Annotated in this window: 16 protein-coding genes and 2 pseudogenes; 6 read left to right on the forward strand and 12 right to left on the reverse strand. The window is 62.6% G+C overall.

Translation table 11 applies throughout. The features are described from left to right. Window positions 1–532: 532 nt before the first annotated feature. The 4 genes from ACQKKX_RS01245 to ACQKKX_RS01260 all read right to left on the reverse strand — a co-directional run bounded on the left by ACQKKX_RS01245 (window position 533) and on the right by ACQKKX_RS01260 (window position 2625). On the reverse strand, window positions 533–871 hold the full coding sequence (locus ACQKKX_RS01245; protein ID WP_427568033.1) for a hypothetical protein: 339 nt from the start codon (window positions 869–871) through the stop codon (window positions 533–535). Between the two features lie 227 nt (window positions 872–1098). Further along, entirely contained in the window at window positions 1099–1377 is a 279-nt protein-coding gene (locus ACQKKX_RS01250; protein ID WP_427568035.1) for a DUF2312 domain-containing protein, read from the reverse strand. A gap of 111 nt (window positions 1378–1488) precedes the next feature. Further along, window positions 1489–1797 carry a DUF1244 domain-containing protein gene (locus ACQKKX_RS01255; RefSeq protein WP_427568037.1) on the reverse strand — a complete coding sequence of 103 codons (309 nt, stop codon included), beginning with the start codon at window positions 1795–1797 and terminating at the stop codon, window positions 1489–1491. A 33-nt stretch (window positions 1798–1830) separates the two neighbouring features. Further along, the gene (locus tag ACQKKX_RS01260) at window positions 1831–2625 is read right to left on the reverse strand and encodes an N-formylglutamate amidohydrolase (RefSeq protein ID WP_427568039.1); all 795 of its coding nucleotides are present in this window, start codon (window positions 2623–2625) and stop codon (window positions 1831–1833) included. A 273-nt stretch (window positions 2626–2898) separates the two neighbouring features. On the opposite strand from ACQKKX_RS01260, the pseudogene ACQKKX_RS01265 reads away from it, so the two are divergent. The 3 genes and pseudogenes from ACQKKX_RS01265 to ACQKKX_RS01275 all read left to right on the forward strand — a co-directional run. After that, a pseudogene (locus tag ACQKKX_RS01265) lies at window positions 2899–3309 on the forward strand (DUF1036 domain-containing protein); the annotation flags it as partial. Then, window positions 3309–4748, forward strand: a complete 1440-nt coding sequence (pyk, locus tag ACQKKX_RS01270) for a pyruvate kinase (protein ID WP_427568041.1) — start codon at window positions 3309–3311, stop codon at window positions 4746–4748. The pseudogene ACQKKX_RS01265 and the gene pyk, both read left to right, overlap by 1 nt. 79 nt (window positions 4749–4827) lie before the next feature. Then, a pseudogene (locus ACQKKX_RS01275) lies at window positions 4828–5358 on the forward strand (GNAT family N-acetyltransferase). Between the two features lie 9 nt (window positions 5359–5367). On the opposite strand, the gene ACQKKX_RS01280 reads toward ACQKKX_RS01275, so the two are convergent. From ACQKKX_RS01280 to ACQKKX_RS01305, 6 genes are all read right to left on the reverse strand, one after another. Next, window positions 5368–6408, reverse strand: a complete 1041-nt coding sequence (locus ACQKKX_RS01280; RefSeq protein ID WP_427568043.1) for an alpha/beta fold hydrolase — start codon at window positions 6406–6408, stop codon at window positions 5368–5370. Between the two features lie 172 nt (window positions 6409–6580). Next, entirely contained in the window at window positions 6581–7099 is a 519-nt protein-coding gene (locus ACQKKX_RS01285) for a tetratricopeptide repeat protein (RefSeq protein WP_427568045.1), read from the reverse strand. Between the two features lie 393 nt (window positions 7100–7492). Continuing rightward, entirely contained in the window at window positions 7493–7618 is a 126-nt protein-coding gene (gene ykgO / locus ACQKKX_RS01290) for a type B 50S ribosomal protein L36 (RefSeq protein WP_006726873.1), read from the reverse strand. A gap of 321 nt (window positions 7619–7939) precedes the next feature. Then, window positions 7940–8998 carry a 5-(carboxyamino)imidazole ribonucleotide synthase gene (locus ACQKKX_RS01295; protein ID WP_427568047.1) on the reverse strand — a complete coding sequence of 353 codons (1059 nt, stop codon included), beginning with the start codon at window positions 8996–8998 and terminating at the stop codon, window positions 7940–7942. Window positions 8999–9017: 19 nt separating this feature from the next. Then, complete coding sequence (purE, locus tag ACQKKX_RS01300; protein WP_427569318.1) at window positions 9018–9485, reverse strand: 5-(carboxyamino)imidazole ribonucleotide mutase; 468 nt, start codon at window positions 9483–9485, stop codon at window positions 9018–9020. A 41-nt stretch (window positions 9486–9526) separates the two neighbouring features. After that, window positions 9527–9730: a YdcH family protein gene (locus ACQKKX_RS01305; protein ID WP_427568049.1), complete on the reverse strand. Its 204-nt coding sequence runs from the start codon at window positions 9728–9730 to the stop codon at window positions 9527–9529. A 399-nt stretch (window positions 9731–10129) separates the two neighbouring features. Between ACQKKX_RS01305 and ACQKKX_RS01310 the strand changes: the two genes are divergently transcribed. Further along, the gene (locus ACQKKX_RS01310) at window positions 10130–10306 is read left to right on the forward strand and encodes a YdcH family protein (protein WP_427568051.1); all 177 of its coding nucleotides are present in this window, start codon (window positions 10130–10132) and stop codon (window positions 10304–10306) included. A 228-nt stretch (window positions 10307–10534) separates the two neighbouring features. Here ACQKKX_RS01310 and ACQKKX_RS01315 read toward each other — a convergent pair whose 3' ends face one another. After that, the gene (locus tag ACQKKX_RS01315; protein WP_427569319.1) at window positions 10535–11299 is read right to left on the reverse strand and encodes a sulfite exporter TauE/SafE family protein; all 765 of its coding nucleotides are present in this window, start codon (window positions 11297–11299) and stop codon (window positions 10535–10537) included. Window positions 11300–11512: 213 nt separating this feature from the next. On the opposite strand from ACQKKX_RS01315, the gene ACQKKX_RS01320 reads away from it, so the two are divergent. Both ACQKKX_RS01320 and ACQKKX_RS01325 read left to right on the forward strand, forming a co-directional pair. Then, the gene (locus tag ACQKKX_RS01320; RefSeq protein ID WP_427568053.1) at window positions 11513–12166 is read left to right on the forward strand and encodes a thiamine phosphate synthase; all 654 of its coding nucleotides are present in this window, start codon (window positions 11513–11515) and stop codon (window positions 12164–12166) included. Between the two features lie 8 nt (window positions 12167–12174). Then, a complete protein-coding gene (locus tag ACQKKX_RS01325; RefSeq protein WP_427568055.1) occupies window positions 12175–13281 on the forward strand; it encodes a tetratricopeptide repeat protein in 1107 nt (368 codons plus the stop codon). On the opposite strand, the gene ACQKKX_RS01330 is transcribed toward ACQKKX_RS01325, so the two are convergent. Then, window positions 13282–13632, reverse strand: a complete 351-nt coding sequence (locus ACQKKX_RS01330) for a hypothetical protein (RefSeq protein ID WP_427568057.1) — start codon at window positions 13630–13632, stop codon at window positions 13282–13284. It abuts the gene before it with no gap. Window positions 13633–13824: the final 192 nt, after the last annotated feature.

Raw genomic sequence — 13824 nt, forward strand, 5'->3', positions numbered from 1 at the left:
GTGCGGCGAGAGCGTGTTTCACCGCCTTTGCGGGCACCCGGGTGAGGCTGTTGAGGCGGCATCTGAGGAGATGGGTAAGTCAGGATCAGAGCCGCCGGCCTGATGCTCCCCCGGCCACGTGCGCGATAAGGTCAGGGCCATGCTTCGACGATGTCGATCGGATCGGGTTGGGGTGGTCTGCGTGATCCGGCAATGCTGCGCCGGTACGGTCGAGCTATGAGGCGGGTTCTAGACCTGGTATCCCCGCAGGCCGATCCGAGCAGAAGCCTCACCGGCGGAAGGTTCGGTAAGCGTATCTGCGGCGCTACAGGCCCCGATCACCGTCTCTCCGACCTCGTGCAAGTGCCACCGCCGCCGCGCCGATCACACCCGACCCCACCTTCGGCACCAACGCCGCCGCCGCCATGGCCAATCTGACCTCTGCTGCAACTGCTGGAACCGTCGCAGCCGTTCTGTCCTGTGACGCAAGCGCTGCCGTCACCTTGGTCGCCGCCCCGCCGACCTCCGACGCAAAGGCTCGCCGCAGCGCCGATCATGCCGTCCCGGCCTGGGGCGCAAACGTCGCCGTTGCCTCGGTCATCCGCCCGGCCTTTGCCGCAACGGCCGTCGGCCCGATCAAGATCGGCCTGGCCTGCGGTTCCAACGTCGTCGCCGCCACGGTCCCTGCCGCGCCGATCTGTGACGCAAAGGCCACCGCCGCTACGATCACGATCGGCCTGGCCGGTGGCTCCAGCGTCGCCGCCGCCTCGGTCCCCGCCATCCCGACCCGTGGTGCAAACGCCGCTGCCGCCTCGGCCCCCGCGGGCTGGCCTTCGGTGCAAAGGCTGCCGCTGTCCGGTCGGCCCCTGGGCGTGCGAGGCAAGCGGTACACCAACAACGTCCTCAAAAATCGGCATTCGCGGCGGTCGTCCGGCGTTCAACAGATCGCGCGGCCTATGCCGGCCAATAGCCCGGCAACCGGTGCATCGGGCAGGCGATTGTGGGTCGTCCCACGCGGCACCCGCAACGCGACAGGTCGACGACGGTCAGATGCCGCAATGCATAAGGGCGGCCCGCTTGCGCTGCCGCCCCTTTTTTCGTCGGATATCTGCCTGCCGGTCAGGCGGCTTCATCTTCCTCGGTGCCGGCGCCGGGGATCATGCCGAGCGCGGACAGATAGGTGTCGAGGATAAGGTCCTCTTCCATCCGCTCCTGATCGTCCTTCTTGCGAAGGGCAATGACCTTTTTCATGATCTTGGTGTCGTAGCCCATGGCCTTGGCCTCGCCATAGACATCCTTGATGTCGTCGGCAATGGTCTTCTTTTCTTCTTCCAGTCTCTCGATGCGCTCGATAAAGGCGCGGAGTTGGTCGCGGGCGACGCCATGGGCATCAGACATCGGGGCCTCCTAACAGTCTCGACAATTTTACGGGTGGTGTCACCTGCCGCGAAGTGCCGGCAAGGTCAAGCCGTTTTACGCATGAAGCCATCCAGTCGAATGGTTGCAGCCTCAGCCATGGTCCGGCTTGTGGCGTTCGAATGCGGCTTTTTGAGCGTCGGATGCCTGGTCCTGATGCAGGTTTTTCCATTGGTCATAGGGCATGCCATAGACAATTTCGCGTGACGCGTCCTTGGTAAGCGGGATGCCCTTTTCCTGCGCCGCATCGAGATACCAGTTGGACAGGCAGTTGCGGCAGAAGCCTGCGAGGTTCATGAGGTCGATGTTTTGCACATCCGTGCGCTCACGCAGGTGTTGTACCAGACGGCGGAAGGCTGCGGCCTCGAGTTCGGTCTTCGTTTGTTCATCAAGCGCGCTCATGGGCGTGATCTCCTTGTTGGCGTCTGCTTCGCGCTAGGCAGAGTAGGGGCCGGTGCGCGAGGCAAACAGGCGTGTTTCATGCAGCGCCGGGTCGGCATTCATGCGGGAAAAGACGGGCGCCAGCCGCTGCGCCCATTGCGCAATGCCGCCCTCGTCGCCGATCAGGTCCTGGCGCACTTCCAGAAGCGCATGCGGTCTGCCGGTGCGCATGCAGTGGCGATACATCGTGTCGTTCTTCAAGGCGCCATCATAGGGCTCGTTGTCGCCGATCGAAAGCGCCGGGTCTGCGCGTAGCATCTCCAGCAATGGCCGCACAGCGCGCGGATCGTTGTCCCAGAGAACGGACGCATGCCACGGACGCGCCACGCCCTTCCAGGCCGGCGTGAACGAGTGCAGCGACAGGACGAGCGGCGTTTTTCCGCTTTCCTCGGCGGCCCTTGCGATCGTCGCTTCCACGGCCCGGTGATAGGGGCGATGAAAACTGTCGAGCCGGTACTGCCATTCGCCGGCTGTGATCGGATGGTTTGCCGCAATGACCGCACCATCGGAGATGCGCATGATGAGGGTCGGGTCGTCCTCGCCACGATTGGGGTCGATCAGCAGCCGCGAAAAGCCGCAGAGCACCGCCGGAATGTCGAGCATCGACGCAAGCTGCCGGGTCAGGCCCTCGATGCCGATATCGTAGGCGATATGCCGCTCGAAGGCGGTTGCATCAAGGCCGAGCGTGCCGTAGCCGGGCGGCAGGCGGTTCATGGCATGGTCTGCGAGAAGCACCATGGCCCTGTCATATTTGCCCTCTACGATCTCATGGGATTTGAATTCCTGCATGGCGTTTCGCGCAGCCTGTCGAATGTCTGTCTGGGGTGGTTTTAGACCCGCCGCTTGATCGCATGCGAAGGGCGGGCATGCAAGGCGAAGTCGTCGGAACTGCAGGAAATGGCCCACCAAACGGACGCTAAACGATTAGACTTTCGTTTGACTTTCGCGCGTCATCGCGCCAAGACAGTGCCATCTGATTTAGCAGGGGATCCGCTGGAAACCGTGTCGAAACAATCCTTGTCTTCCTTCACCGCTCTTTTGTCGCCAGGTCTTTTCGGGATGGCGCTGGCCGCTGCCACGACGCTGTTTGCGCCCGGCGAAGCCCGTGCGGATTTCCGCGTGTGCAACGGCACCCAGAACCTCGTGGGCGTCGGCATCGGCTACCGCGCCCAGGAGGGCTGGATCTCCGAAGGCTGGTGGCAGGTGCCGGCTTCCAGCTGCGCCACGCTGATCGAGGGCGAGCTGCAATCGCGCTATTATTATCTTTACGCTGAGGATTCCGCCCGGGGCGGGCGCTGGACCGGCGATGTCAGCATGTGCGTCGCCGAAAACGAGTTCAAGATCACCGGTGTCGGCGACTGCTTCGCGCGCGGTTACCAGAAGATGGGCTTCAAGGAATACGACACCGGTCGTCAGGGCAGCTGGATGGTCCAGCTTTCCGACAATACAGGCACGCAGGAAGGCCAGAACTGATGAAGCGTAATCGCAAAGTGAAAATTCTTGCAACTCTCGGTCCGGCCTCCTCCGAAGAGGCGATGATCGAAAAGCTGCACGAAGCGGGCGCCGATCTTTTCCGCATCAACATGAGCCATGCCAGCCACGACCTGATGCGCACGCTGATCACGCGTATTCGCGCCGTGGAAGCGCGTTCGGGCCGCCCGATCGGCATTCTCGCCGATCTTCAGGGCCCCAAGCTGCGCGTTGGAAAGTTCGCCAACGGCAAGGTAACGCTCACCCCCGGCCAGACGTTCACGCTCGACAACAACGAAGAACCGGGCGATGAAAACCGTGTCTTCCTGCCGCATCCGGAAATTCTCGAAGCCGTCAAGGCCGGCGACCGGCTGTTGATCGACGATGGCAAGCTGTCGCTGAAGGCGGTGAAGGCGGATGGCAAGTCGATCACCTGTACCGTCATTGCCGGCACCAGCATTTCCGACCGCAAGGGCGTGAGCCTGCCCGATACGCTGCTCGGCGTCGGCGTGCTGACCGACAAGGACCGTGTCGACCTCGACGCCGTTCTCGCCACCGACGATGTCGACTGGGTTGCGCTTTCCTTCGTACAGCGCCCGGAAGACTTGGCCGAGGTGCGCAAGATCTCAAAGGGTCGCGTCGGCCTGATGTCGAAGATCGAAAAGCCGCAGGCGCTCGAGCGCATCGACGAGATCATCGAGCTGTCCGACGCGCTGATGGTGGCCCGTGGCGACCTCGGCGTCGAAATGCCGATCGAAATGGTGCCGGGCATCCAGAAGCAGCTGACCCGCGCTTGCCGCCGCGCCGGCAAGCCGGTCGTTGTTGCCACCCAGATGCTCGAATCGATGATCACCGCGCCGGTGCCGACCCGTGCCGAAGTCTCGGACGTGTCGATCGCCGTTTTCGAAGGCGCCGATGCGGTCATGCTGTCGGCCGAATCTGCCTCCGGCCAGTATCCGGTCGAAGCCGTGTCGATGATGGCCTCGATCGCCCATCAGGTCGAGCAGGACCCGCTTTATCCCAGCATCATCTACGCGCAGCGCGCCACGCCGGAAGCGACCGGCGCCGACGCGATTTCGCTCGCCGCCCGCCAGATCGCCGAAACGCTGAAACTGGCTGCGATCGTCACCTATACCTCGTCCGGGACGACCGGCCTGCGCGCCTCGCGCGAACGGCCGAACGTGCCGATCATCGCGCTGTCTCCGCGGGTGCAGACGGCGCGTCGTCTGTCGGTCTGCTGGGGCATGCACTGTGTCGTCACCCATGATGCGACCGATCTCGACGACATGGTCAACCGCGCCTGCCGCATCGTCGCCGAAGAACAGTTCGGCAAGCCGGGTGACCGCATCATCATCTCCGCCGGGGTTCCGCTCGGGACGCCGGGCGCCACCAACATGGTGCGTATTGCCTATATCGGTGCCGATGGCCAGAGCGCTGTCTGATCATCTCGTTCAGACAGTACAATGAGATTTGAGCGGCCGGAGCAATCCGGCCGTTTTTTGTTTTTCAGGGATGTTTTCCATGAACCATTTGCCGACTGCCGAGATCCCCCCACTTGCCGGCCCACGCCTGAAACTGCGCGCGCCGCGCATGGAGGATTGGCCGGCCTATTGCGCCTTCATGGCGACGGACCGTTCCATCTACATGGGCGGCCCGCATAAGGAGGCAATCGCCTGGGGCATGTTCTGCCATGACGTCGCGCAATGGCATCTACTTGGGCACGGCGCGTTGATGATCGAAGCGGGCGAAGGTGAGGCCGCCGCCGGACAATGTGTCGGCCAGATCGGTATCAATGCCGGGCCGCTGTTTCCCGAACGCGAACTCGGCTGGATGCTGTATGACGGTTTCGAGGGTAAAGGATATGCATTCGAGGCGGCCAGCCTGATGCGTGACTGAGCTTTTCGGACGCTCAAGCTTGAGACGCTGGTGAGTTATATCCATCCCGAAAATGCGGCGTCCTGCCGTCTGGCCGAAAGACTGGGCGCGGTGCTGGATGCGGATGCGGCACGGCATGATCCGGCGGATCTGGTCTATCGGCATCCCAGTCCGTAAGCGACGCGATCAGTTCCGCTCGATCGTCACGCCCACCGCCGGTTTGGCCGGCGCGCCGCTTTGCTGCAGCCGTGACTCTGCCGATCTTGCTGTCGCCTGCAGGTCGCGCTCCAGCCCCGCCACCTTTTCGATGGCCGCGATGCAGAGGTCGGTGACGACGTAATCCGGCTTGTGGCCGAGCCCGTGGACCATCACCAGTTCGGAACCTGAAATGTCGCGTGCCAACCCCTGCGCGTGGATTTCTTCCAGCACGATCGGATCGCGGTCGCCGGTGATGATGACGGTCGGGGCCTTGATCTTCCGGTAGCGTGGCACGATGCGGTTGACATAGGCGTTGAGATTGAAGACGTCGATGGCATTGGCACGAAACGTGGCGGGGCGCAGGACGAGGGCAGGCGCGCCCTCTTCGACATAGCGATCGCGGCGATGGTTGGGGCTGAATACGGCCTTGGTCGCACCGTCCATCAGCATCATGCCGGCGGGCAGCGCGACGAGACGCGTGAACAGCCAGCCGATCACCGGCTTTGCGGCAAGGCTGTAATACCAGTCGACGCCGCCCGGCCACGGATGCGTGGCGGGTGAGAGGAAGACGAGGCCCGCTGTCTTTTCCGGGTGGAAGACGGCAAAACTTGCGGCAATGGCGCCGCCGAAGGAATGCGAGACGATGATGGCGCGTTTCATGCCATAGGCGTCCATCAAGCGGGCAACGGCGGCGGCCTGGCCGTCCGGCGTATCGTTCTGATGCCCGCCGCGCTCGGAATAGCCGTGGCCGGGGCGATCGACGAACAGCATCTCGGCGCGTCCGCGCAAGGGGGCGAGAAAGGCCGCTTCCTGGTCGCGCAGATTGCCGCTCGCACCGTGAATGAAGACAAGCGGCGGCAGATCGGCCTTGTCGCCAGCCGGCACGTGCAGCGCATTCAGCCGGTAGCCGCCGACATCGGTGAGCGTGCCGATATTGGGAAATCGCCGTTCGATGGCGGCGGCCTGCACGGCAGTCAAGGCGAATGCCGCCGCCACAAGGATGACGAGAACGATGAGAATGATCAGCATGACGAGCATTGGGCGGGAGAGCACGGGTTTGCCGAGGGAGGGGTGAGGCGGAGTGACGGGCGGGATCATAGGCGAGATAACGAAAGATCGGCATCAAAGTTTCGGCCGGGGGTAGGCCGCGCACTGATTGCCATGGCGAAACAACAGCGGACGGTTCGCCTTGGGCCTTCGTTCAGGTCCGGCTGCCAGCGATCTTTTCCGACAGTTTTTCCATCTGCTCGCGTGCTTCCTTGTCGGCCGGGTAGATGGCGAGATATTGTACCAGCGCCTTTTGCGCCGCGGCGTCCTGCTCGGCCTCCATCAGGATCGCCACCATGCCGGCAATGGCGCCGAAATGGCGCGGCTCGCGTTTCAGCACCTCGTTGATATCGGCCATCGCCTTGCGTGGATCGCCCATCGTGTAATGCAGCGTGGCGCGCTGGTGCCACGAACCGGTAAAATCCGGATCGATGATCGTGGCACGGTCGAGGAAATCGAGAGCGGCGCCATTGTTCTTCTTTTCCACCGCCTCGGCGGCCCATTGCAGAAGCAGATCGACCGTGGGGCTGCCGGAACGGGTCCAGTCCGTCTGGATTTCCTCGGCAATGCTCTTTGCCTTGTCCGGATCGCTTTCGCGTTTCAGCCGTGAAAGCAGGCTGTCGATTTTTTCTGTTGGCTCGAGGTCGGCTGCGGGCGGCTGGGGCGATGCCACGGCCTGGTGTGGCCGCGGCTCCTGGGCGCCAGCGCCCGGCGCGGGCGGCGCTTTCCCTTGCCGGTCGGGCACAGAGTAGGGCCCCGGTGGGGCCGGAGCGGGCGTAAGCGGGGGAAGGGGCTGATCCGGCGCCTGGAGCTCGGGCGGCATGACCACGCCCGGCAAATCATTGTCGCCCGGGACTGTGCGATTCGGCGTTTCCTGTGCCGTGGCAATGGCAGGCAGCGAAAGACCGGCCACGGGCATGGACAGAAGAGCAAAAGTCAAAGGCGTGGCAAAACGGAAAAAGCGCATGGCGGGAAGGATAATCCGCCTGCGCTCGATATCAAACCGAAATCGGTCTCTTATCAACAATGTGATCCGCGGCGGCTTCATGAAAGCCGCCTGGCGCAATCAGCCCTGGCGGGCCTTGAAGCGCGGGTTCTGCTTGTTGATGATGTAGATGCGGCCCTTGCGGCGAACCAGACGGTTATCGCGGTGACGAGCCTTCAGCGCCTTGAGCGAGTTCTTGATCTTCATTGTACTGATCCAGCAGTCTGTGGGCCGTTAAGCCGCTTGTCTCTATCAATCAAAAGCGCGCCGCTTTGGTCATCAAAGGTTGGCGCGCCTTTTGGTTGGCGTCGAGATACAATCAGCGTCGGCGCATGTCAACCATATGACGCGGTTTTCGCGGCAATCTGCCCGCGCAGATGGGGATTATCCTTTTCTTTTTCGCCGATGACGCGGTTGTGCATCCGTCGGCATAGCCGCAAGGGCGGGCCGTCGCGCGTCAGGCCCTCAGGGGGAGCCGGAGACGGACCGGCTTCCTGTCGCGATGGGGAGAAGCGGGAATCGGTCGCGTCAGTCCAGAAGCTGTGTGACGTGGCCCATCTTGCGACCTGGCCGGGCTTCCGTCTTGCCGTAAAGATGCAGATAGGCGTTTTTCCGCTGCAGCCATTCCGGCAATGCGTCGATATCGTCGCCGATCAGGTTGGTCATCACGCAATCGGAATGACGCACGGGATTGCCCAAAGGCAGACCGGCGACCGCGCGAATATGCTGTTCGAACTGCGAGATGATGCAGGCGGCTTCCGTCCAATGGCCGGAATTGTGCACGCGCGGAGCGATCTCGTTGGCGATCAGCCCGCCATCCGGCATGACGAAGAACTCCATGCCGATGACGCCGACATAATCGAGCGCGGACAGCAGCTTTTCTGCCGCCTCACGGGCGCTCTGCGCCGTCGCGTCACCGATGCGGGCAGGCAGCGTGGAGGTGTGCAGGATGCCGTTGCGATGGACATTTTCGGCCGGGTCGTAACATTCGACCGCGCCATCGATGCCGCGGGCCGCAATGATCGAGACTTCGCGCTCGAAGGCGACAAAGCTCTCGAGGATGAGCGGTACACCGCCCAGAGCGTCAAATGCGCCGGTCAGATCCTCACCGCCACGAAACACGCGCTGGCCCTTGCCGTCATAGCCCATGCGGCAGGTTTTCAAGACGCCCTGTCCGCCGAATTCGGCCAGGGCTGCTTCGAGTTCGCCTTGGTCGTTGACGGCGTGGAATCCTGCGGTTTCGATGCCGTAATCGTTGAGGAACCGTTTTTCCGTCAGGCGATCCTGTGCGACATCCAGCGCCCGGGCGGGCGGATAGACGGGCACCGAACGGGCCAGCGTCTCTGCGGCGGTCACCGGCACGTTTTCAAATTCGTAAGTGACGACGTCGCAGCGGCTGGCCAGTTCGGCGAGCGCCGCCGGATCGTCGTAGGCCGCGGTGATCTGCGCGTTGGCCACCTGGGCGGCCGGGCAATCCGCCTGCGGCTCGAGAATGATGGTCGAAAAATTCAGGCGGGCCGCGGCCATTGCCAGCATGCGGCCGAGCTGGCCGCCACCGATAATGCCGATCGTCTTCATCTTGGTCATGCGGTTCTTCTTTGGCGGCTCAAGGGGCCTCGTCACTTGGATATTCGGCGACTGACGCGGTGTGATCGGCGCGGTATATGTCGAGACGGTCGGCCAGGTCTTCGTCGGACAGCGCCAGCACGGCGGCTGCCATCAGGGCTGCATTGATGGCGCCGGCGCGACCGATGGCCATCGTGCCGACGGGAATGCCGCCCGGCATCTGCACGATCGAATATAGACTGTCGAGGCCGCTCATCGTTTTCGACTGAACCGGCACGCCGAAGACCGGCAGCGGCGTCAGCGATGCGGTCATGCCCGGAAGATGCGCGGCACCGCCGGCACCGGCGATGATGACCTTGAACCCTTCGTCGCGGGCGCCCTTGGCGAATTCGTACATGCGGTCCGGCGTGCGGTGGGCAGACACGATGCGCGCTTCGTAACCGATGTCGAGCGCATCAAGCGTATCGGCGGCGTTCTTCATGGTTTCCCAGTCGGACTGGCTGCCCATGATGATGGCGACGGCGGGTCTGTCGGTCACGGCAAAACCTCTCAGGCGATGATGTCGGGAAGGATCTGGTCTTCGAGCTGGGTCATCTTGTCCTTGATGACGAGCTTCTTCTTTTTCATCCGCTGGACCCGCAGGGCATCCGCACCTACCGTAATCATGGCGTTGATGGCGGTGTCGTAATCCTCATGCTCCTGGCGCAAACGCGCGAGTGCGAGCCTGATATCCGCCTGCTCCTGATCGGCCATGACCTTGTCCCCATTCATGCCGGGCCATTGCCGGCCCCGAAATAGTGGGCAAGCTCCTACCATCAAACCGGAACAAGGACTAGTCTGCGCATGTCTCATTTGGCTGCAAGTCAGTCGCTGAACACAACTTCCGTCGCCGCCTCGTGTTCGCATGGTTAAGCCTGTGCCGGCGATGGCGAGCCTGGAAGGGGCTGAGGCAGCTATGGTAGCAGGATAAGGGCACGCAATTTCATTTTAGCGATCGATCATAATTCGTTATCAATGCCATGAATTTGCCCCTTTCTTATCAAGATTTCACCTTCGACATCGCAGTTTGATCGTGTCACACTTCCTTCGTAAACCTGAAGCCTCCAACCGATTGGATGGCTGGAGGCGGGTTCATTAGGAAGGATATGCCACATGACCGTGCAGGCTCATATTGCATCGCTAGAGAAGAAACACGAGGTTCTTGAGGATGAACTTCAGAGTGTTCTTGCGTCTCCCTCCACCGACGATCAGGAGATCGCCGACCTGAAAAGGCGCAAACTGCGTATCAAGGATGAGCTGGAACGTCTGAAAGGTTCCACGCGTCACTGATCCTGTCTTGCCAGTAACGAGTTTCGAGCCGTCGCCCGATCACCCAAAACGAGGGGGTCGCAGCGGCGGCTCTTTAGTTTGAGATATAGCGAAGCATTTACAACGGCTTGGCGGGCATTCGCTACAGTGTCTGTTCATGGGCGTGAAGTCTTACCTGAACGCCGCCCTTGAAACGCGACCACGGTCGAGACGATCTTGGGCGAAGCCGCCTTCACGCGCGTTTTCCGCTCACGCCAGCCCGTCCCAGAGCAGCTTGAGGCCAGCGGCCAGCGCCAGCGCATACATCAACGGGTAAAACAGCTCGATGCGCATGCGTCGCACCAGTGCGGCGCCGGCCATGGTTGCGAGGAAGGCGACCGGCAGAAGCGTCGCCGACGCCGTCAGGTTGCGGCCGTCGAAGGCACCGAGCGCGACATAGGGGACGACCTTCACGGCGTTGACCAAAGCAAAGAAGCGCACGCTTGCGCCGGTATAGGCGCGCGGATCGAGCCGCATCGGCATGACGTAGATCTGGAACGGCGGGCCGCCGGCATGCGCGACGAAACTGGCATAGCCCGACAGCATGCCCCAGAAGCCTGCGGCCGCCGGACGATGCGGCGCTGGCGGCGTGTCGCGAGCGTCGGGTTTTCTCCATTTCTGGTGGAAATAGCGTAGCGCAAACAGGATGGTGGCAAGGGCGATGACGACACGCAGTGCATCGGCCGAGACCATGGCGGAGGTTGCCCAGCCGAGCGCGATGCCGACAATGCCGCCCGGCAGTATCATCATCAGCGTCCTGCGGTCATTGTGCTTGCGCCAGGCCCACAACGCCACCAGATCCATCATGATGAGAATGGGAAGGAAGATCGCTGCCGCCTCGACGGGTCCGACCACCAGCGCCATTAACGGCACGCCCATCAGCGCCAGGGCGCCACCGAGACCGCCCTTGGAAAGGCCGACGAGAACGACAGCCGGAACGGCTGCCAGAAAGAAATCGAACGAGGGAAGAAACATCAAGCGCAGTTGATCCTTGTGCCGCTCCGGTCTATCGCAATTGCCAAAACCGCATCGACCCGCAAAACCGTCAGGGTTTAAGGCGACGATGCGCAAGTCTTACATTTCCGCAACATCCTTTGTGAACCAGATATGGAGCATAAAGGCCATCATGGGCGAGGGCGCTTCTCCTGCAAACGGTTCGCCCCGCAATCGTCAAGAATGGAAACACCCATGTCCGCACTGAATGACCGCTGCCGCCTCGTGCTGATCCTGCCCGACCTGGCGGAGGACGCGATGCTGGCCGAGCAGCTTTCCGCAGCGCTTGAGGGCGGCGATGTCGCCTCCGTCATCGTGCCGCAATACGATCTCGCCGAGCAGGCCTTCCAGGCCCGGGCGGAAAAGCTGGTGCCGATCATTCAGGATGCCGGGGCGGCGGCGATGATCTGCGGCGACACACGGGTCGCCGGTCGCGCCAAGGCCGATGGCCTGCATATGGCCGGTTCGCTGGAAGAACTCGGTGAGGCAATCGAGAAATTCACGCCGAAGCTGATGGTCGGCGCCGGTGCGGCGGCCGACCGCCACAAGGCGCTCGAAGTCGGGGAACTGCGTCCCGATTACATTTTCTTCGGCAAGCTCGAAGGCGACATCAAGCCCGAGGCGCATCCGAAAAACGTTGCGCTCGGCGAATGGTGGGCGGCAATGGTGGAAATTCCCTGCATCGTGATGGGCGGCACCGATGTGTCTTCCGCACTTGTGGTGGCGGAGGCCGGCGCCGAATTCGTGGCCATGCGGCTGGCCGTGTTTTCGCATCCCGAAGGCCCGCGCACGGCCGTCGCGCAAATCAACGCGCTGTTGGACGAAAAAGCGCCACGGTTTGACGCTTGATGGGTTCCATGAGCCGCGCCCGCAAAATATCCGTGATCCGAAAAATCATGCCCGCCATGGCGATCGTGTCGGCGCTCGTGCCGGTTGTTGTCCAGGCGCAGCAGTCGAAGGCGGCACCGCGCGCCGTCTCGCGTCCGATCGACACGGATACGCAGTCGTTCCAGGGCGCCCGCGATGCCGGAAGCAATGGCGCGGGCGGCGACATTCCCTCGAGCGGCATCACGCTTTATCAGCGCATGGGCACCGCTCTGCCCGACCTGCCGCCGGAAAAGCCGTTCAAGGGCAAGATCGACGAGGCTTACGGCGCCTATCAGCGCGGTCTTTACGTGACGGCGCTGTCGATAGCTCTGCCGAAAGCGGAAAAGGGCGATGCCGCATCGCAGACCCTGGTGGCCGAAATGACGCTGCGCGGGCAAGGCATCAAGCAGGATATCAATTCGGCAGCCTTCTGGTTCGGGCGTGCCGCCGAAGGCGGTGATCCCGCAGCGATGTTCCAGTATGCGCTGATGCTGATCTCCGGCCGCGGTGTCAAACACGACAAGGCCAAGGCCGACGAATACATGCGCAAGGCCGCCGAGGCCGGCAATTCCTCGGCGCAGTTCAACTGGGGCCAGATCCTGATTTCGCAGAACCCCGGCGAAAAGGGCCTGAAACTGGCGCTGCCTTTCTATGAAAAGGCGGCGGTGCAGGGGCTGGCGGACGCGCAATATGCCGTCTCGCAGCTTTACGTGGCGATCAAGGACCTGCCGCCGGAAAAGACCCGTCGGGCGCGCGAGTTCCTGGAACGCGCCGCCAAGGCCGGTTTCGATACGGCCCAGCTCGACATGGGCATCTGGCTGGTGAACGGCGTCGGCGGCGAGCGTGATTTCGACGAGGGCTTCACCTGGCTGAGGGTGGCGGCGGTGCGCGGCAATGTGGTGGCGCAGAACAAGCTGGCGCATCTCTATATCAACGCGCTGGGCACCCGGCCCGATCCGGTGGAAGCCGCCAAGTGGTATGTTCTGTCGCGCCGCGCCGGGCTGCCCGATCCCGTGCTTGAGGATTTCTATCTGGGGATCAACGAGGAAATCCAGAAAAAGGCGGTCGAGGCCGCCAACCGGTTCCGCCGCAGCTGATCAGCCGAGCGAGGCCTTCAAGGCAAACAGCGCGCCGCGGATGATGACGCCATGGGCGAGCGCCAGAACGAAGACAGTGCCGAGCCAGATCGCCAGGTAGCGACCCTGGATGGCCGCGATACGGCCGTCGATCTTCGGTCCGATGGCAAACAGCAGCGTGGCGAGTGCTGCCGCCGCGGGCAGAAGCGAAAGAGCAATCCCTGCCGATGCGAAACTGGTCGGCTCGCCCGAAAGGGTGAAATGGATCGGCAGCTGCGTGCCCGGCGGCAGTGCGACGACAAGGCCGATCGAAAGTGAGCTCATGGTGATCAGCAGGCCAAGGCTGACGAACAGCGGCAATGCGATGGGCAATTTCTTAACTCCTGCTGGCGATGTGGCGCGCTCAAGCGGTGGGCCCGCGGCTCCGGTCCGGCGCTTGTCGCAAAGGCGAGGAGAGCTGGCAAGCGTCAACGATGTCGCGCCTCACTTGAATTTGGCGCGGTTTTATGGTCATGAAGCCGCACATCACGACAAACTGACAAATAAGGCGCCCCGTCAAAAGAC

The organism is Neorhizobium sp. NPDC001467 (genome assembly GCF_050275975.1).
Classification (GTDB): Bacteria; Pseudomonadota; Alphaproteobacteria; order Rhizobiales; family Rhizobiaceae; genus Neorhizobium.